Origin of the sequence: Paenibacillus sp. FSL M7-0420 (genome assembly GCF_038002345.1) — a bacterium.
Lineage (GTDB): Bacteria > Bacillota > Bacilli > Paenibacillales > Paenibacillaceae > Paenibacillus_AQ.
This window is the reverse complement of the sequence record NZ_JBBOCJ010000001.1, coordinates 7541794-7561936: the sequence shown is the minus strand read 5'-3', so window position 1 is coordinate 7561936 and position 20143 is coordinate 7541794. Positions and strand designations below refer to the sequence as shown.

The window sequence follows — 20143 nt, the reverse complement described above, 5'->3', positions numbered from 1 at the left end:
ACAATGAACCATATCATGAAAAGCAAGAGGTATGCGCTGCTGCTGGCAGCAGCCCTGACCGCAATGACAGTCCTGGCGGGCTGCGGAGGCGGCAAATCGGCAGGCAACGTGGCCGCAGGTGACAGCGGAGCCGGGAATACCGGCAGTTCAGGGGAGCAAGTGACGATATCCCACTATACGATTGATTCCGAGGACCGGACTTTTATCGAGAAGCTGATCCCCGATTTCGAGAAGGAGCATCCGAACATCAAGGTCAAGGTGGAGAAGGCGCCCTATGAGCAGTTCGACAGCAAGCTGCAGACGCTGATTGCCGGCGGTAATTCCCCGGATGTGACAAGCCACTACGGATACGGCGGTTTTGCCGAATACTACAACAAGGGTATGCTGCTGGATCTGACGGACCTCATTAAGGAAGACGGCTTCAAGGCTGAGGACTACCATATCCCTGAGAACCTGATGAAAATCTATACCGTAAACGGTCATACCTACGGCATACCGGTCAATATGTACGTCACCCTGATGCTCTACAACAAAGATATGTTCGATGCCGCAGGCGTCTCCTACCCGCCAAGCGATTACGAGGATAAGAGCTGGACGTTTGACCGTATGGTGGAGGATGCCAGGAAGATGACGCTCGTCTCGGACGATATTGCCAAAACACAATACGGCGTGGACTTCACTTGGGCGGAGCGTGATATGCGGCCGCTGTACTTCGGAGCAGAGCCTTACTCTGAAGATACCTGGACTAACGGCGGTGTCCCTTCCGAGACGCACTTCGATTCCCCGGAGGTCATTGCCGCGTACCAGAAGCTGTTCGACCTTGTGTTCAAGGATAAGGTGTCCCCGACTTCCGAGTGGAGCAAAAGCGTGGCCGGACAGAACGGCGACCCGTTCGTCGCCGGCAAGATCGGCATGTCGATCGGCGGCTCCTGGAACCTCGCCGGGGCCAATGACTTCCCGTTTAAGGTCGGCGTAGCCGCCGTGCCATGGGGAGGCAATGACAAGGTGCGCAGCACGCTGTACGTCGATCCGCTGCTGATCCTGAAGGATTCGAAGCATCCGAAGGAGGCTTTTGAATGGATCAAATACCTGGTGACCACCGAAGTCCAGGAGAAGTCCATCGAGCTGAGCGGCGGCAATCCGCCGGTTAATACGGAAGCGGCCGAGGTGTATTACAAGCATTTTGACGGCATTGATCCGGGGGATGTGAAGAAAGTCTATGAGGGCGCGGTCAAATACGGCTATGAATCCTATAACCATCTGATCACCCACTACTCGCAGATCAACGACATGTTCATCAATGAGCTGCAGCCGGTCGAGACCGGTCACAAGTCGCTGGAAGAGGTTATGCCGGTGATCCAGAAGAAGGTTATGGAGATCATCAAGAGATAAGGCGGCCCGGCAATGATATACGTTTAGCGGAACTCCGGTGCGACCTGTATACTGGATAATAGAATATAGCACCGGAAAATCCGCCGCAAGGAGCGTTTGAGATGAAAGTGAGTATTTTTGATGTTGCCAAAAAATCAGGACTGTCCGTGGTCACCGTATCGCGGGTATTAAACGGTGCCGGGACTGTGCGGGAGAAGAACCGCCAGAAGGTGCTGGACGCCATCAAGGAGCTGGATTACCGCCCTAATGCAGCGGCCCGCAGTCTGGCCAGCGGCAAGACCGGGATCATCGGCCTGATCGTCACGACACTCCAGGATTCCTTCTTCGATGCCGTAGTCAAGGAGCTGAATGAGACGCTGGCCCTGCACGGATACTATCTGGCCATCTCCGTGTCGGATGGCATCGGCTCCGGCGAGAGCCACTACCTGATTCAGGAGGACAGAATGGACGGACTCATCCTGCTCTCCCCGCTGGAAGAGGACAATTATATTGTCGAGCTGAAGCGGCGGGGCATTCCCTATGTGCTGATCGACAATCAGCTGCCGGAGAATGACACCTACTCGATCACCATCGACAACTTCAAGGGCGGGTATGCCGCAGCCCGCCACCTGCTGGAGCTGGGGCATACCTCCATCGCCCATCTCTGCGGGCAGGAGATGTTCCGCAGTACGCGGGAGAGGCGCGCGGGCTTCCTGCAGGCGCTGGAGGAGCAGGGCCTCGCCCCGTTCGAGATCGTTCCCGGCGAATTCGAGATCGCCATGGGCTATGACACAGCCCAGCGCTGGCTCACGGCGGGCAAGCTGCCGGGGGCGGTATTCGCCGGAGATGACAATATCGCCCTCGGGGTCATTAACGCTCTGATGGAGGCTGGCGTAAAGGTACCCGGGGAGGTTGCAGTAGTCGGCTACGACGACCACTATATCGCCTCCCAGCTCCGCCCGCACCTGACCACCCTGCGCCAGCCGGCGGATAAGATTGGAATCGCCGCCGCCGACATGCTGCTGCGCCGGATCAGCGGGGAGATGAAGCGCGGCTCCAATATCCGGATCGACCCGGAGCTGATCGTGCGGGAATCCACCCGCGCGCCGCAGAAGCAGAAGGCGAAGGAGTAGTTCATTCAGGAGAATTCGGGTACAGATGGAATTATAGTTGCACGAAATACAGCTAAATGCATATTCGGCGGTAACTCAGCCGATTTAGCTGTACAGAGTGCACTTAAGCATGCCGGTGCAAGTAACTTGCACCGGCACGCTCACAAAACTCTAGGAGTGACAAACATTGGCTTACTACTTGGGGATCGATGGGGGAGGCAGCAAGACCTACGCCCTCATCAGCGATGAACAGGGCCGTATTCTAGGCAAAGGCCGGAGCGGCAACGGCAATCATCAGACCAGCGTGACGCAGGCGGAGAATAACATCCGCGAAGCGGCTTCCATGGCGCTGGCCGAAGCCGGGCTCCGGCTGGATCAGCTTCGGCAAGCCTATCTGGGGCTTGCCGGTGCTGACCGCCAGACGGACTATAATATTCTTCATCCGATGATCCGCCGCATCGGATTCACACAGTACACGATCAGCGGCGATACGATGATCGGCCTGCGGGCGGGCACAAACCGCCCCTACGGCGTAGCCCTGATCTGCGGCACCGGCACCAATGCGGCGGGCCGTAGTCCGCAGGGCCGCCACTTCCAGTGCGGCGGCTTCGATTATATGTACGGCGATTTCGGCGGCGGCGGCGCGCTGAACATCGAGGTGTTCCGCACAGTCATCCGGGCCTGGGACGGCCGTGAGGCCCCCACGCTGCTGACGGAGCCGCTCCTGAAGCTGCTCGGCTATGAGCGGGTGGAAGACATGTACGATGACTTCCTGGATCACGGGAAGCAGGTGCCGCTAGATGCGGCCCGCCTGCTTTTTCCGGCAGCGGCTGAGGGCGATACCGCCGCTCTGGCGATCCTGAACCGCCAAGGCGTGGAACTGGGCAAGGCTGCGGCGGCCGTCATTCATCGGCTCGGTATGGAGAACGATGAATTTGATGTGGTCCTGGCCGGTAGCCTGCTAACCCGGGGCGACCGGGGCTGGATTCGCGGACCGATTGAGCAGGCTGTGCATGAAGCGGCACCAGGCGCGGCAGTGGTCACTCTCTCCACCGAGCCTGTGGTCGGCGCTCTCTGGTCGGCGCTGGAGAGTGACGGGGTCACCGTCAGCCAGGTTATGTATGAGACGATGCGTGCTTACAGGGAGTTCGGGCTTATTCCCACTACCACACGACAGGAGTGATTCATTGTGACAGCGAACCAAGGTCTTAAGATTGCCGTCATCGGCGGAGGGTCTTCCTATACCCCCGAACTGGTAGAAGGCTTCATCCTGCATCATAAGGAGCTTCCGGTCCGGGAGCTGTGGCTTGTAGATATTGAGGCAGGCCTGCATAAGCTGAACATCGTGGGCGCTCTGGCAAAGCGCATGGTGGAGAAGTCCGGGCTGCCGATCGAGGTCCATCTCACGACCGACCGCCGCACAGCCATTGCCGGTGCAGACTTCGTCAGCACGCAAATCCGTGTCGGTATGCTGGATGCCCGGGCCCGTGACGAGGCGATTCCGCTGAAATACGGCGTGATCGGCCAGGAGACGACCGGTCCCGGCGGCATGCTGAAGGCGCTGCGCACCATCCCGGTCATTCTCGGCATCTGCCGGGATATTGAGGAGCTGGCACCGGACGCCTGGCTGCTCAACTTCACCAATCCGGCAGGCATGGTCACCGAGGCGGTCCTGCGGTACTCCAAGGTGAAGAGCATCGGTCTCTGTAATGCCCCGATCGGCCTGATCAAGCAGGTATCGGCCAAATACGACACTGCCCCGGACCGGATCTATGCCGAATTCGTCGGCCTGAACCACCTTCACTGGATTACCCGGATTGATGTGGAGGGGGAAGACAAGCTGCAGGAGATGCTGGAGGATACCGCAGGCTACAGTGCAAAGAATGTTCCGGCACGAGAATGGAACCCCGAGTTCCTGCAATCGCTGCATGCCTTGCCTTCGTATTATCTGAAGTACTTCTACATGACCGATGCGATGCTCGCGGAGCAGCAGGAAGCCGCCGCACAAGGCGGGAACCGTGCTGAAGTCGTCAAGCGTGTGGAGGAGGAGCTGTTCGCCATCTACAGCAATCTTGCGCTGGATGAGAAGCCGAAGCAGCTGGAGCAGCGCGGCGGAGCCTTTTATTCCGAGGCGGCCGTGAACCTGATGCGCTCGCTCTACAACGGGACCAATGACATTCAGACGCTGAATGTGGCGAACCGGGGCATCCTTGACTTCCTGCCGGACGATGCCAGCATCGAGGTGAACTGCGTCGTCACTAAGACCGGTCCCCTTCCGCTGCCGCTGACCCAGATTCCGCCGATGGCCAAGGGGCTGATCCATGCCGTGAAGACCTATGAGCAGCTCGCCATCGATGCTGCCGTGACCGGCGACCGCAGCCTGGCGATTCAGGCGCTGGCCCATCACCCGCTCGTCCCTTCCGTGGAGGTTGCCATCGCCATGCTGGATGAGATGCTGGAGGCGAACAAGGAGTATCTGCCAGCTTTTTTCGCTTAGGATTAATCCTTTTACATCAATGAAGAGCCTGCTGACCACAGTTCACTCTGCGGCCGCACAGGCTCTTCTCTTATTTCTTTATGATGTAACGGTAGGTTTCACCCTCAATCTCGAAATCCGCATATAGCGGCTTGCCGCTCGACTTCACTTCATCAGGAATCTCGGCCAGGAACACCAGCGTGCCGTTCTTCAGCGGTTCAATCCTCGAGATATTGGTATAGGTGAAATCTTCCCCGCCGTTCTTTTCCATGGTATCGAAGGTACTATACTCGTATTTATTGTCGTATTTGACCTCCACATCCGCTACTTCGTCTGCATTCATAGCTTCACCTGCCAGGTTCTTCACTTTCAAAGTGATCGCCAGATAGGTTGTGCCCGGTTCCTTGGCTTCATAGTAGGTGTAGAATGACCCCGGATTGGAAGGACTAATCTTCTTGTCAAAAGAGGTCTTGGTAATGGTATACTCACCCGTTCCATCGATAACCAGCGGCGTGCCCTTTACGATCAGCTTGTGGTCCTCCCCGGGTTCAGCCGCTGCCGGACTGCTCCCGTTATTTAGAAGTTCAGCCGTACCGCCCTCCTCTTGCGCTGTCACAGGCTTTACCAGGCTCTCCTTTAACATATCATTCTGTTCTTTCAGGAATTTGTTCTCCTTTTGCAGCTCACTAATCTCTGTCTTCAGCTTCTCCATGCTCTCTCTGCCAGCGCCTGCATTGTCCGAGGAACACCCGGTTACGGTTACCGTCAGCATAGCAGCAGCAAGCCAGAGGCCCCCTGATTTCATTTTCATAACACACCCCAATATTTGTATTTAATCCTTCACCATTATAAGGCCAATCCCGTGTCAAAAGATAGAAAAATATGTAACATTTTCGTAGCGATTGTCGAATGTAACAGCGGATGCGAGCCGTAGTCTTCATCCCCTGTGCTGCTTGCGGTACTGAAGAGGGGAACGCCTCGTAATGGCCTTGAATACCCGCCCGAAATGCGCAATGCTCTCAAATCCCGTCTCCGCCGCCACCCGGGTGATCGGCCACTTCGTCTGCGTGAGCAGTACCTTAGCCTCACGGATGCGGACATAGTTCAGGTACTCAATGATGGTGAAGCCTGTCGTCTGCTTGAAAATCCGGCACAGATACGTAGCGCTGATGAAGAACCGCTCGGCAATCCCCCCAAGGCTCAGCCGCTCGCTGTAATGGTTGTCCAGGTATTCGATGATACTGTATACCCGGCGCTGCCCCTCGCTCTGCTCCGGTGAGACCAGGGCGGGCTTCGCCCTCCTGATCCGCTCCAGCGTAATCAGCAGTTGCTGCAGCAGCATCCTTGTATATTCAGTGCTCCAGCGCAGCCCCTCCTTCTGTTCCTCCTGCATCGCCTGGAGCAGATCTGTGATGAGTCCCTGTTCATGCGCCGTAGGCCGCAGCAGGAAGCTCTCCCCTTCGAACACATTCATCCAGTCTGCCCCGGGTGCCACCGGCTCCAGATAGGCATCATTGAAGCTGATCAGCACCCGCTCATGCGGCAGATGGCTTCCGCCGGTTGTGCGGTGCAGATGATTTTTGTTAATAAACACGAGGTCTCCGGCTTCCAGCGCGTACCTTCCGTTACGGATATAATAGTGACGCTGCCCGGACAGCAGATAATATATTTCGTAGAAATCATGGAAATGGTCGGTGTCCATATTGAAATGCCCGATGCGCCTCAGCTGCTCAATCTGAAAAATAGGTTCCACCCTGCACTAAGCCCCCTGAATGGATAAGATAAGCACACTTTTGAGCAAAAATGACTAAATACCGTTCACTTTCTGCATTTTCTATACTATAAAATAGAATCAAATCCAAGTAAATGGAGTGATCCCCTTGTCCAAAAAGAAATATGCACTTGTCGGCACCGGCGGCCGGGCTGAATTTTTCTATGGCGCTCTTGTTACCGCTTACAACGAAACCTCCGAGCTGGTGGCCTTCTGCGATGTCAATCAGACACGGATGAATTTCGCCAATCATATGCTTACGGACAAATACGATTATCATGAGGTTCCTACGTACAAGGCAGAAGACTTCGACCGGATGATCACCGAGACCCGGCCCGACTTCGTGCTGGTGACTACGATTGACCGGACGCATCACAAATATATCATCCGCGCGATGGAGCTGGGCTGTGATGTCATTTCCGAGAAGCCGATGACGGTTGACGAGGAGAAATGCCGGGAGATCTTCGATGCAATTGAGCGCACCGGCAAGAATCTGCGGGTCACCTTCAACTACCGCTATGCGCCGCATAACACGAAGATTCGTGAGGTCATTATGGACGGCGTGCTGGGCGAAATACTGTCCGTGAACTTCGAATGGCTGCTCAATACCCAGCATGGAGCGGACTATTTCCGCAGATGGCACCGCGACAAGCGGAACAGCGGCGGCCTGCTGGTGCATAAATCGACGCATCACTTCGACCTGATGAACTTCTGGCTGGGGTCGCAGCCGGACACGGTTTTCGCCATGGGCGATCTGCGCTTCTACGGGAGAGAGAATGCCGAGAAACGGGGCATCACCGAGTTCTATCAGCGTGCCTACGGCAGCAAGGCTGCCGAGAACGACCCGTTCGCGCTGCACCTGGACCGTAATGAACACCTGAAGAGTATGTACCTGGATGCTGAGCACGAGGACGGGTACCAGCGCGACCAGAGTGTATTCGGGGACAATATCAGCATCGAGGACACCATGAATGTCATGGTCAAGTACAAGAACAAGACCGTCATGAACTATTCGCTTAACGCATATATGCCGTGGGAGGGCTTCATCATCGTGTTCAACGGTACACAGGGCCGGATGGAGGTGCGGATTACCGAGCAGTCCTACGTCAATTCCGGCGGCAAAAAAGAAAACGAAGGCGCGTTGGAAGGCGTCAGCATCATGATCTATCCTCACTTCAAGGAGCCTTACCGCGTGGAGTTCGAGAGCAGCAGTGGTGGACATGGCGGCGGCGATCCGGTGCTGCTGAGCGATATTTTTGATAAAAAGCAGGAGGACCGCTTCAACCGCGCAGCTTCGCACAAGGACGGCGCGATGTCGATTATGACCGGCATTGCCGCCAACCGCTCCATGAAGACCGGCCAGCCGGTGCGGATTGCTGACATCTGGCAGGGGTAATATAGCGCGTGGTATCGCAGTAGAGATGAACCCTGCACGATCATGCAAAAGCCCCCCTTTTATCACGGGTACGTGGTGAAGGGGGGCTGTGTTCGGTTTTTAGCATATATTCTATTCGCAGCAAAAAAAAGACCCTTCATTTAAGAAGGGTCTTCGCTTGCATCACGGTTAAAACCATTATGCGGTCAAGAGGACTCGAACCTCCACGATATTGCTACCACTGGCACCTGAAGCCAGCGCGTCTGCCAATTCCGCCATGACCGCAAAGAAAACATTCAATGCAACGCAAGAAGTAATATATCATGAATTCTTCAAAAGAACAAGTCTTTTTTATTTATCATGGTTAAAGAGGGACACAGCCACATTCAGAAGGGGGTTAGCTGGTGCGTCACAGCTTGCCTCAACTTACGGTTGATTTTGTTATACCGCGTGCCCTACTCCAGTATATGGGTTATTTCGAAAACGGAGATTATAATAGACTTACGACGTCGGAATCCACTATAGGAGTTGTACTGCGCATGATCGTTAGCGAAAAAGTTGGTAAACGAATTGCCACCCTCCGCAAAACAAGAGGCTTGTCCCAGGAACAATTAGCGGAATTGCTCCATGTCAGCGCCCAGGCGGTATCCAAATGGGAGACCGGCAAGTCTCTGCCGGAGACGGCCACCCTTCCTCTGCTATCCGCCGCATTGAATCACTCCATTGACGGCATTTTGCTGCCCCAGGAGCTCGTGGTGCTCTCTGCGATCTATACGGATGGACAGCAGGAGCTGGATGTTACCCAGCTTGTGAACCAGTTCGTAGTCTCAGACCGCTTAAGCTTAATCCCTGGAGAGCATCTTTTTCCCCACTCATGGAATGACGGCCGCCTGAAGCTGCTGCTGGTTACCTATGAGACCCCTGACGGTATGTATTCGACCTTTGTGCTGAAGGACCAGCTGCTTACGATAGATATCCATTCGAACGGGCATGTCTCAAGCAGTAATGAGCTGCAGATTATGGCTGCGCATTATGGGAATGAACAGGCACACCGCAGCGTTGCGGACAAAATGAAGCATTACGAGCATTTCCGCTGGACTCAGTTCACCGCCACACATGAGCTGTTTCCCAGCCTGATCGACTGCGGGGGTCAGGACTACCTGCTGCTGGTCTACCTGAATACCGAAGGTATTCACGCCGTAAGCTGTGCGGAAGGCGAACAGATTCATTACAGCCGGGACCGCAGCCATCTCTATCAGACCCGCTCCTCCCGGGATCAATGCATCATTGAAGGGATTCCGCGGCTGGGCTTCGGACGGGGGCAGGATTGCTCCTGGGCAGGGGCCATGGCGCTCACTCTTACCGCCAGAGGCGTAGAGACCACCTATGAGCAGGTGATGGGCTATTCGGGAGCCTGCTGGAGGGTGGCTTTTGAACCGGTATGGGACTACAGCGCTGCAGATGCCCTTGTCGTCTATGACTACTCCATCCCCGCCTGTAAGGCTTATGGACTTAGTGCCCACCGGGCCAACCGGTTAGAGCCGCAGCAGCGCACAGCCGAGAAGCTGGCGATTCTGGAGGATATCCGCCAAGGCAGACTGCCCCTTGCCATTAACCTCAGAGTAGCGCCGGAGTGGGGAGTCATTACAGGATATCTGGCGGAGGGGGATGTGCTGCTGTGCCGCAGTTATTTTGACGATGAGACCTTCAGTGAGCTTGAAGCTGATCCTGAGTTCCAGGCTCATATGAGGGTAAGCCAAGGGTATCTCCATGTGGATCAATGGCCTTACCGGTTGATTCGTCTTGGCGATCAGGCGGAGGCTCCGTCTGCGCTGGAGAATCTGTATGCGTCGCTCCGCGTTAAGCTGGAATCTATGCAGGCGGAGGCCATAGCCAACAACAGTACTTATGCCGTAGGATACAAGGCGCTGGAGGTATGGAGCGAGGGACTGCTGGACCACCCTTGGTACGCCGCAGCGGACGAAGAAGCCTTCAGCCGCAGGTTATCGGTCAATCACTTCTGCCTGATGGCCCTGGCAGATGCCCGCCGCTGCGCCGCCTCCTACTTACGCGACTCTCTGCCGCTGGTGCATGACCCGCAACAACATGCTGCCTTGGAAGAGATGTCGGCAATCTATGTTGAAATGGCTGCCCTGCTGGATAAATACTATAAGGAGATGTCCGGCCCGGCCATACTCCAAACAGCCGGCGCTGCCCCCAGAGCCAGTTGGACGACCCGGCAGCGTGAGCTGCAGGCAGAGCTGCTGGGCAAGGTTGCTTCGCTGGAACATCAGGGAGATACTCTTGCACAAACGGTGCTGAGCCTCGCCTAAGGGAGCGTTGTTGTATAACATGCAGCAGCTTAAGCAGAAGCGCCGAACGCTTTTGCTTAAGCCAGCCTGCTGTCTGAAGTTAGTCTAATTTACGGACCGGCCGCAGCACCGCATACCCGTAACCCTCCGGGAAATGCCGCTGATAATCCTGCTTCTCCTCTTCATCCCACACATAGCCCATAACCGCAGGATCATAATTCCAAGCCACTTCCTCAACGATACGCATCACCTGCCCATTATCCTGCAAGTAATCAAAGGGCGGATGAAAAAAGACCAGGTACTCCGATTCCGGGATATCCCGGCATACCATGCCCTCCGGAACCGCCCCGTCGTAATCAGCCGCGACAAGGATACCATACAGATAGCCTTTGCGCCCCTCCTGATAGAACCAGCCTGCCGTTTGGCCCAACTGGCCGGGAAGCGTATGATGCGACATGCTCTCCAGGGTTCCAGACACCTCATCGCAGTCATGCCCATTCTTCCAGAATCCTCCGTAATTGTTAGAGCCGATATCGCGGATGCCGATAAACTTATGCGCCGGTATCCACTCAAGCTTAATCTCCGCTTCCTGCAAATGCACCTGTCTCATTCTATCCCGCTCCCTGATCAGATAATGATAAGGAGAGAACACCTCGGCACGAATAGCCAGCGGAATCGGCTGTGGAGCCTTGCGGTAGGCATGGGGAGTGAGCTTGAAGGCTCTGAAAAAGGCCCGCGTGAACGCCTCCTGAGAGGAAAAGCCGAACTTTACGGCAATATCGAGAATACGCGCCTCCGTGTCCCTAAGCTCCAGTGCCGCCCGGCCAATCCGGCGCTGCCAGACATAGTCCCGCAGTGTCATTCCGGTCAGCACATGAAATTGCCGGGTGCAGTAATACGGCGAATACCCCAGCTGCTCAGACATCTCCAGCAGCGTAGGCGAAGCCGCAAGGTCCTCCTCCACCCAGTCAATCATGCGCTGAACCATCTCATTCCATTCGTACATTGTTGTCCTCCTCCTTCCATTGTTGATTTTAGCAGAGGCCTAGAGAGTAGATATGACTTGAGTTGCACTGTGTTAACGGTCTATTAAAAAGGACACCCGCAGGTGTCCTTTTAACTTTTTACTATAATTGCTTCATTATTCGGTTGCTTGGGTTCGGTCTATCACTGTGAAGATGAAAGGTTCGCTCTCTTTCATTAATGGACCAACAACCGTCACTTGATATTGTGTATTAGGAGCAACTTTAATGTTCCAGAAGTTAACTCGCTCACCGAACGTAAATAGCTCACTAATTAATTTACCATCCTTGGTCTTAAGATAGAAATACGAGGCGTCGAATAGACCAGGAACATAAACTTCTATCTTCGGACTATCACTATAAACCACACCAACTACTGTAGGAGTTGGCGTGGTTGGCCTGCTGGCTACTACAACGGCGACAGGCTCGCTTGTCAGCTTCTCATATCCCTTAGCGGTTATATATAGAGTCTCTCCAGCAACAGGACGCGGATCAAGTTCTACCCATAAATTACCAACGTATTCATAACTGCTGGTCTTTGCCTGCCCCAGAACGGTACCATCCGCACGTTTGACAACAATGGTGGAGTCTCCTTCAGCCGTTCCGTAGATTGTCCAATCATTCTCATAAACGATTCGAGTAACTACGGGTTTCGCTGTTTCGGCCTTAGGTGCTGCGACAGTGATGTAGACAGGCTCACTTTTTCTCTTTCCTTGAGCTTGCGCATAGACCATCAGTTTCTCTCCAACAGATAAAAGCGAGGGATTATACAGGTAGATATCAAACATGCCGTCATAACTACTGGATCTTCCAAATAAAGTTCCATCTTCACGGGTAATTGTAACCTCACTATAAGAATCTTCTATTAATATGCCTCTAATTCTTGTAGTATCTTCGTACACCACGCTCGTCACCACAGGCGCCTTAGTTTGAGGCCGTTCAACTAACTTTATCTCAAACCGTTGACTAGTCCAGCCGCGATCCGTGTATAAGGTCACATATAATTTATCATTTTCCTTCAGTTGCAGTTTCGGATTGTATTCATATAGATTGATGCCAAATTGTAAATCATATACTCCTGAATAGCTGTTAAGTTCCTTCCCATTTTCAAGCTCAATCTTTACTTTGAAGGGCTCACGCAAATTTAAAACCCTACCATAAATAACAGGCATATCTGTATAAGTAATTTGATCGACATCAGCTTCCGGCAGATTCTCTATGATCGTATGATCGGGCAGAACGAGATCCTTACCTGCTTCCACAGTAAATTCTTGAGTATGGTATCTGTATGGATAAAGAGGCATAAGTACGACATAAGTTCCTGGCACTACATTTACAAAAGAGTAATCTCCACTCTTAGTAACGGTAGTAGTATATGTCCCCTTCGCTCCTGTTAAGTAGATATGAAGGTTGAAGGCAGGAACCGGCTTGGTCTCCGTATATGGCTGAATAAACAAACGCCCACTCACAGTCACATTAGCCTTAGGCACAGTAATTGCTTCAGATAATACAGGGCTTCCACCCTTATAAGACACGGAGTATACTGCCAGTTGCTCAGCCTCGCTAATTGCTATTGAGGGAATCGTGAGCTTCACTGTTGTTTTATTGTCAAGCAGCGTAACCAAAGTTACCTCTACCTTATGAAGCTCACCATGATTGACCTGTTCGAGAACTGCGAAATCAGCAGTATCCGGTATACTGTCCAGATTCCGGTTAAATTGGACTTCTACCATACCGTTTGCTGCGGTAATTCCGGTTACAGCCAGCGCCGGTACAGGATTAGACCCGTTCCCCCCGCCTGTACCTGGATCAGGAGATCCACCGCCGCTGCCGCCGCCCGCTCCAGGGTCAGAGGACCCGCCGCCACCGCCAGTTGCAGGTGCAGCAGGTGTTTGTTCTTTTGGCAGCTTAGGGTCTGGTACGCCTTGCGACAATACAACGCCTTTGACTTGGCCTTCACCGGAGATTGTCAGCTTACTCTTCATTTCCAGCTGCTCAATAACAACATTCTTGCTGAAATTCAGAGTAGGGATTACCAGATTCTCTTGGATAAGCAAATTAGCTACGCTACCTGAGCGAACATTGAACTCTTTGAGGCTGCCGCCTACAGAAACCTTCTTAAAGTCTCCGGCAAGCACCACTGTCCGCTCTGATGACGATACTTGGGCATTAGGAAGCACGGTTACATTCACAAAACCATCGCCGGTAATATCCTTCTCCTCAATAACCGCGCTGGATAGAATCTGTACGTCCTGCACAGCGCTTGTACCCTCAGCTACAACTCTCACCGCATGATTCAGCCTGTTCACAGATACTGTGTTTAGTTTGCTGTTCCGGATATGAATACTGTTGCTGCCTCCGCCTTCAACACGGGTTACACCGTCTACTTGAACTTGTTCAAGGTAGGCGTTCCCGTCTGCCACCTCTTTAGCAATGACGAGGTCACCCTGGATATGCATATTGCGGAGCGTGACATTGGAAGCTGTAATTCTTACATTATGCTGTACTGTGCTAATTGCGGACTCTCCAAAAGTACCTGCCTGATCATAAACCACTGTACCCAGAGCCAGCGCCTTCTTAATGACCACTACAGTCTCGGCACGGGTCATATTGCGCTGAGGTTGGAAGGTGCCATCCGCATTCTTGCTCATGATCCCCTGATCCAGAAGATACTGAACGGCGGGTCTGCTCCAGGCAGGAATAAGATTCGCGTCCAGTGAAGAGACGGAGGCCGTTGCCCCTTTACTGTCAAAGCCTAATATTCTGGATAGGATCACTGCGGTTTCCTGTCGTGTAATTGGCTTGTCAGGACGGAAAGTATTGTCGCTGAATCCGCTGATATATCCTTGAGCGGTAGCCTTCTGTACTTCTATGTACGCAAAATTCTCCGGCTTCAGATCCTTGAAGCTAATAGCCTTCGTATCTGAATACTTATACGCTCTGTTCACTAGCGCTACGAATTCACCTCTGGATACTTCTGCCCCCGGCCGGAAGGTATGATCGGGATAGCCGTTAATGAGTCCTTGATCCAGCCACTGCTGAATATCGGATTCCGCCCAGTGTCCTTTGATGTCTGCCATTTGCCCGGCATCGGCGTAACTCCGTGTAAAGGGTAACAGAACAAATAATAAGACGATGAAGCAAGTATTTCTTAAATAACGATGGATAGCCAAGAGATTAGGTCACTCCCCAATAGAATTAGAACCGGGACTAAAGTCATGATTTTTCACTCTAAACCCAGTACTTCAGGGTAATTCTACATGCATATCCGTTTCCCTTTTTTTCACTGTAAAATATTTCACGACAATTAATCTGAATTCACAATTTGTATATTTTTAGAACATCTGCCCCCAAAGACAACCCTGGGTTGTTCAAATATATTCCGCAGAACTCCATACCCGCACAAGCCGCCCCTCAGGTTCTGAGTAAAATAGAGTAAATAGAACAGTGAGGTGAATGACGAATGGCAAATTCAACAAAGCTCCGCAAGCGGGCACAGCAGCTGAAAGGCCAGCCGGTCTGCATCACTTTGCATAATGGGCGTTCCTATGTAGGGTGGATTACAGACCTGAACCAGGAGGCGGTGATTCTGTCCAGACCCGGCACGCGTAAGGGGCCAACCCCGAAACGGAAATCCTCTTCAGCTGCGCGCAGAGCAGAGGTATCCGGCTTCATGCCTCTACTCGGCTCGCTAATGGGCGGGGGAGGCGGGGCTGCCGGTATCGGCGGAGGGCTGGGACGGTTCATGGGCATGTTCGGAATGGTGCAGAAGGCTATGCCGGTGATGAAGATGGGCTACAACATGATCAAGTCGATCCGGCCTTTTCTGGGCGGGCTCAAGGGCTTAATGGGCTAACATTTATATTTTCAAAAAAACGGATGCGCCGCCATGAAGCATGGGCACATCCGTTTTGGTGTGGGGATTCTTACGCCGCCGCTGGCCGCACGGTCTCCAGTCTATTTTTTGACCACCTTGAAGTTATCCTCAAGCAGCAACCAATTCTGCGGAAAAGGCAGGCCCAGCTTCCAGTAGCTGATGCCCCGCAGGCCCAGCTCCTTGATCAGATCGAACTTGGCCTGAATGGAGCGGGCATCCTCGAACCATACCGTATGCTGCCGCCCTTCGTCATCGGTGTAATTGAAATGCGGCGCCTGGGCCCTATAGTCATACAGAATGGCTTCATTCCTGTTCCTCGCCAGATCAATGGCCGCCTGCGGACTGAGCGCTTTGGCATATTGCCCCCCTGCTACAAAAGGCAGCGTCCAATCATAGCCGTACAGATTCTGGCCCATCATGATTTTACCTGCGGGCATCTCACTTGCTGCATAAGTCAGTACCTGACGGACAGGCCCGATGGGCGAGACAGGCATCGCCGGCCCCCCGCTATAGCCCCATTCATACGTCATAATAATGACGAAGTCGGCCACCTCGCCGTGGACCTTATAGTCATGCGCCGTATACCAGGCCCCAACCTGTGACGCGCTGGTCTTGGGGGCAAGGGCGGTGGACAGCAGGAAGCCCTCCTTATGAATGACCTCTGCCGCTTTCCGCAGAAAAGTATTGTACGCTTCACGGTCCTCCGGCCGGAGAAACTCCAGATCAAAGTGGATATCCCGGAAGTTCAGCCGCTTCGCTTCCGCGATGATGTTCTCAAGCAGCCGATCCTGAACCTCCTGATCATTCAGAATAATGCGCCCGAGCTCAGAGCTGAACTGGGCATCCTCCAGATTCGTCACGACCATCATCAGCGTCACCTGATGCTTCGCGGCAATGGAGGCGAGGCCGTCCAGGGGCGGCGGGACCAGCGTTCCGTCCCGCTTGATCCGGAAGCTGAACGGTGCGAGATACGTCAGCTCAGGAGCAGCCTCACGGGCAGCATTCTGCAGCGGCTGGGAGACACTCTCCCCCCTTGGCTCCACATACGCGTTCACTTCCGCCTGCCGCCTGGGTCCAGGGGGAATGTACATACGGAGTCCGACCTGCAGCGGCTGATTCAGCGTCAGCCCGTTCACCTCCGCCAGCTCGCTTGCCTTCAGGCCGAACCGCTTGGCGATGCTGTAGTAGCTGTCGCCCGGCTGCACCCAATAATACTGCCCGGCAATCGGGATTACCAGCGCCTGCCCTGCCACCAGGCTTCCCGGCGCAGAGAGCTGATTCGCCTCAGTTATAGTATCAGTGCTTACTCCGTAGGCCTGTGAAATACCATACAGCGTCTGGCCCGGCTGCACTACATGTATTTGCATACGTTCCTGCCATCCCTTCATAGTAGCCGTTTTATCTCTATTTTATTCGGCGGCCGTGCGGGTATGCGGAATCAGGCGGATCATGTAAATTCAATATTTGCAAAAAAAGACACCCCGGAGGGTGCCTTGCTGCTCATGCTATCAATGATCTGATGCTATACCCGCTTGAATTCAATCCATTCAATCTGCAGGCCGGGCTTGACGAAGTCCAGCTTCAGCTCATACCGTCCGGCTTCCAGTTCAACCTTGACCAGCTTCTGTCTGATCCACCGGCCCTCCGTTCCGTTCGTCTGAATGGTGGTTACCGCTTGTCCATTCAGGGTCAGGTTGCAGGCGCTCTGCGCAAGCTCAGGCTCAGGAGACATGATGCTGACAATAATGCGGTACTGGCCCGCCTCGTCAGCCTGAATGTAGGTCGGCCCGGACACAGCAGGCGTTACCTGTGCGTTCTCGCTCAGCACCTGCATCTGCTCAGCCCCGATAGCCGGATCAGCCTTGAACGTATCGACCGCTTCAATAATCTCGTGCTTTCTGGAGAATACCGGCGCCTTCATGATGAACTCACAGATGTTGATCGCTGAGCGCTGAAGCTCCCCGCGGGTAAGCGTGCCGTTCTCCAGTGATGCGATTGTATTGTCATCGTAAGCATTAACCTCTGCCCCATAGTTACTAACAACCATGTACAGATCATTCTCGGCGCGGACCATCCAGTTCGTATTCTTACGGTCTGCCGGTCCTCCGTTCACCACATCGTTCATGATCGCCCACCAGTCGGTCATGACGATGCCCTGGAAGCCCCATTCGCCGCGAAGCAGCGTAGTGTTGAGGTCATAATTCGAAGCCGCCCAATGCCCGTTCACCGGATTGTAGGAGGTCATGATCGAATTGGCTCCGCCCTGCTTGACTGCGATTTCGAAGCCCTTCAGGTAGATCTCACGAAGCGCGCGTTCCGATACTACAGCATCGACCTTACTGCGGTGCTTCTCCTGGTTGTTGCAGGCAAAATGCTTCAGCGTCGCATTAGAGCCGCCCTTCATAATTCCGCGTGTGCATGCGGCAGCGAAGATCCCCGAGATCAGCGGATCTTCGGAGAAATATTCGAAGTTACGCCCGTTGAGCGGGCTGCGCCGGATATTCAGCCCCGGTCCCAGCAGCGCATCCACCTGGTTGCGCAATAATTCCTGGCCTTCCATAACATACAGTTCTTCCACCAGCTCCGCATTCCATGTAGCGGCCAGCAGGGTTCCAATCGATACCTGTGTTGCCTTAGCACCACTGTCCATACGGATGCCGGAAGGGCCGTCCGCTGTAGCTGCAACCGGAATGCCGTAGCTGAACAGACTGTCGCTCACGCCCCCGAACGCCGATGCCGTACCTGGAGTGACCAGCGGGCTGCTCATTCCTTCGCCCCGGACAATCGCCGCCAGATCCTGGTCGCTTAGCTGGGCAATGAAGGTGCTCATGCTAACTTTTCCGTCATGGACATCTCTCAGGGTATATCCCTGATTGCCAGTCTGCGGAAGCTGTTGCGGCAGATTGCGTTCAATCCGCTCCGCCAGATCCACCTTGCGCGTTGGCACCTCGGAGGAGACCAGCTCATACGAACCGTCTGCCTTGCGGGCACCCGGCTTCATCCGCATGAAGCTCTCGGTAGGCGCCATAGCCTCTTGCAGCTGTTCCACGACCTTAAGCTCATCCAGCACATAGCCTTCTTGTCCATCCAGAAGTACTGCTGATACCGCTTTGACGCTGGTTCCTGCATAGAAGCGGTACGTTCCGGCTTCCAGCACATAAGCGGAAGCGTGCCCGGTCACTCCGGCGTCATCATAGGAAGCCATGGAATGGAGCGGGAAGCTTACAGTAATGCGCTGAGACTCACCAGGCTCCAGCAGCTTGGTCTTAGCGAAGGCTGCCAGCGCTTTGGCCGGTTGACCCAGCTGTCCTTGCGGCGCTTCAACATACACCTGCACTACTTCTTTACCGGCATATACGGCTCCCGTATTCGTTACGGTGACGCCGATTTCAATCTGCGGCTCGCCCGCCTGGTTCACCAGCTTCGCTTCCTCCGGCTCCAGCTTGAAGGTCGTGTAAGAGATCCCGTAGCCGAATTCATACTGAACCTTATCGGGACAGAAGGTCTCGAAATAACGGTAGCCCACGTAGATATCTTCCTCGTACAAATTCTTGAACTCATTGCCGTAGTTGCGGGTCGACGGGTAATCCTCAATGGAATACGCGATAGTGTCCGTCAGCTTGCCGCTTGGCGTAACCTCTCCGGCCAGAACATCGGCGATCGCGTGGCCGCCCTCCATGCCGCCATGCCAAGAATAGATCACTGCAGAGATAGGGTTCACATAAGCGGCGTCATTTACCCAGCTCATATCCATAATGTTGGATACGTTGAGCACCACAATCGTCTGTTCAAAATGAGCCGTAACCGAGACAAGCATCGCCTTCTCATCTTCCGTCAGCCGGTAGCTGCCTGCAGTATCGGCATTATCCTGATCCTCGCCCGCCGTACGTCCAATGACCACAACCGCTTTGGCTGACTGGCTTCTTGCCTGTTTCACCAGCTCGTCCGTAAGCGGCATTTCCTTCTGGTTCCACGGCTCCGCAGCCCATACCTTGCCGCCGTCATCGAACGGGTTAAGCCCGATCCAGGCCTCGTAGGCTGCAGCCAGCTCTTCATTCACGCTAATGTTCTTCTTGCTGCGCAGTCCATCCAGCAGATTCGTCGTATATGCAACGTGAACGCTACCGCCCGATCCTGTACCGCTGCGGTAATAATTCACCTGTATTCTGCCAAAAACAGCGACGCTCTCACCGTCACCCAGCGGAAGCACCTGTCCCTCATTCTTAAGCAGTACCGCACCCTCTGCGGCTACCGTCCGGCTAAATTCTGCAAAACCCTCTAACGGCACTCCAATGTTCTGTGTACTCAATTGGTTTCCTCCTGTATGTTCATTTCCCATGCTGTGGGTTGATTCTATAGATAACGCCCTCCCTGCAGGGAATATACGTTACCTTGAATCTCTATGGTCCTTCATATAGCATATCCTTCTAAGAATATAAGCTCCAGCCAGATTATTCAAGCACCGCTTGCCGGATCGCCGGGATGCGCACCTGTCTGCATAAATTTTTTTAGTAAAAAGACAGTTCTAAAATAAAAAGACACCTGTGCGGGCGTCTTTCAAGCCTGTTCCTATGCAATCCGCTCCGCCTGAAGAGATACGGCCGGATCTTCTGTTTATTTTATCTGCGGCGGCGGCCCTTCATCATGCGGTTGTACATAATAAGAGCAGCAACGATCATGCCCAGCATGGCTACACTGCCTGCCGATTCCTGCGACATGCCGAACATCAGGCACACACTTGTCACTAACTGTCTTGTCAGCAGCGCAACCGCAATCAGCATGATGGGCCGCCATATGTTATATCCTCTCACTTCAGCAACACTCCTA

At 53.9% G+C, this 20143-nt stretch carries 14 protein-coding genes and 1 tRNA gene; 7 read left to right on the top strand and 8 right to left on the bottom strand.

Features of this window, described 5'->3' with window-relative positions; all coding sequences use genetic code 11:
- The first annotated feature begins 3 nt into the window (after positions 1–3).
- The 4 genes from MKX51_RS32695 to MKX51_RS32680 all read left to right on the top strand — a co-directional run bounded on the left by MKX51_RS32695 (position 4) and on the right by MKX51_RS32680 (position 4980).
- On the top strand, positions 4–1392 hold the full coding sequence (locus tag MKX51_RS32695; RefSeq protein WP_340995349.1) for an ABC transporter substrate-binding protein: 1389 nt from the start codon (positions 4–6) through the stop codon (positions 1390–1392).
- Between the two features lie 101 nt (positions 1393–1493).
- On the top strand, positions 1494–2504 hold the full coding sequence (locus MKX51_RS32690; protein WP_340995347.1) for a LacI family DNA-binding transcriptional regulator: 1011 nt from the start codon (positions 1494–1496) through the stop codon (positions 2502–2504).
- A gap of 166 nt (positions 2505–2670) precedes the next feature.
- Positions 2671–3666, top strand: a complete 996-nt coding sequence (locus MKX51_RS32685) for an N-acetylglucosamine kinase (protein ID WP_340995346.1) — start codon at positions 2671–2673, stop codon at positions 3664–3666.
- 6 nt (positions 3667–3672) lie between these two features.
- Positions 3673–4980, top strand: coding sequence for a 6-phospho-beta-glucosidase (locus MKX51_RS32680; RefSeq protein WP_340995345.1), 1308 nt, complete (start codon positions 3673–3675; stop codon positions 4978–4980).
- A 70-nt stretch (positions 4981–5050) separates the two neighbouring features.
- Here the strand turns inward: MKX51_RS32680 and MKX51_RS32675 are convergent, their stop codons facing one another.
- Together MKX51_RS32675 and MKX51_RS32670 are read right to left on the bottom strand one after the other, a co-directional pair.
- On the bottom strand, positions 5051–5770 hold the full coding sequence (locus MKX51_RS32675) for a bZIP transcription factor (RefSeq protein WP_340995344.1): 720 nt from the start codon (positions 5768–5770) through the stop codon (positions 5051–5053).
- Positions 5771–5896: 126 nt separating this feature from the next.
- Complete coding sequence (locus tag MKX51_RS32670; RefSeq protein ID WP_340945470.1) at positions 5897–6712, bottom strand: AraC family transcriptional regulator; 816 nt, start codon at positions 6710–6712, stop codon at positions 5897–5899.
- A 127-nt stretch (positions 6713–6839) separates the two neighbouring features.
- On the opposite strand from MKX51_RS32670, the gene MKX51_RS32665 reads away from it, so the two are divergent.
- Positions 6840–8126 (top strand): Gfo/Idh/MocA family protein, encoded by a 1287-nt coding sequence (locus MKX51_RS32665; protein ID WP_340945472.1) that lies wholly within the window; start codon positions 6840–6842, stop codon positions 8124–8126.
- 180 nt (positions 8127–8306) lie between these two features.
- Here MKX51_RS32665 and MKX51_RS32660 read toward each other — a convergent pair.
- Positions 8307–8390, bottom strand: a tRNA-Leu gene (locus MKX51_RS32660).
- 254 nt (positions 8391–8644) lie between these two features.
- On the opposite strand from MKX51_RS32660, the gene MKX51_RS32655 reads away from it, so the two are divergent.
- Positions 8645–10438: a helix-turn-helix domain-containing protein gene (locus MKX51_RS32655; protein WP_340995342.1), complete on the top strand. Its 1794-nt coding sequence runs from the start codon at positions 8645–8647 to the stop codon at positions 10436–10438.
- 79 nt (positions 10439–10517) lie between these two features.
- Here MKX51_RS32655 and MKX51_RS32650 read toward each other — a convergent pair whose 3' ends face one another.
- Positions 10518–11423, bottom strand: coding sequence for an AraC family transcriptional regulator (locus MKX51_RS32650; RefSeq protein WP_340995341.1), 906 nt, complete (start codon positions 11421–11423; stop codon positions 10518–10520).
- Positions 11424–11558: 135 nt separating this feature from the next.
- Positions 11559–14612: an S-layer homology domain-containing protein gene (locus MKX51_RS32645; protein WP_340995339.1), complete on the bottom strand. Its 3054-nt coding sequence runs from the start codon at positions 14610–14612 to the stop codon at positions 11559–11561.
- 290 nt (positions 14613–14902) lie between these two features.
- Between MKX51_RS32645 and MKX51_RS32640 the strand changes: the two genes are divergently transcribed.
- Positions 14903–15295, top strand: a complete 393-nt coding sequence (locus MKX51_RS32640; RefSeq protein WP_340995337.1) for a hypothetical protein — start codon at positions 14903–14905, stop codon at positions 15293–15295.
- A gap of 101 nt (positions 15296–15396) precedes the next feature.
- Here the strand turns inward: MKX51_RS32640 and MKX51_RS32635 are convergent, their stop codons facing one another.
- From MKX51_RS32635 to MKX51_RS32625, 3 genes are all read right to left on the bottom strand, one after another.
- Positions 15397–16683, bottom strand: a complete 1287-nt coding sequence (locus MKX51_RS32635) for a glycoside hydrolase family 18 protein (protein ID WP_340995336.1) — start codon at positions 16681–16683, stop codon at positions 15397–15399.
- Positions 16684–16838: 155 nt separating this feature from the next.
- Complete coding sequence (locus tag MKX51_RS32630) at positions 16839–19655, bottom strand: glycoside hydrolase family 3 C-terminal domain-containing protein (RefSeq protein ID WP_445322045.1); 2817 nt, start codon at positions 19653–19655, stop codon at positions 16839–16841.
- 280 nt (positions 19656–19935) lie between these two features.
- Positions 19936–20127 carry a hypothetical protein gene (locus MKX51_RS32625; RefSeq protein ID WP_036691301.1) on the bottom strand — a complete coding sequence of 64 codons (192 nt, stop codon included), beginning with the start codon at positions 20125–20127 and terminating at the stop codon, positions 19936–19938.
- Between the last annotated feature and the right edge of the window lie 16 nt (positions 20128–20143).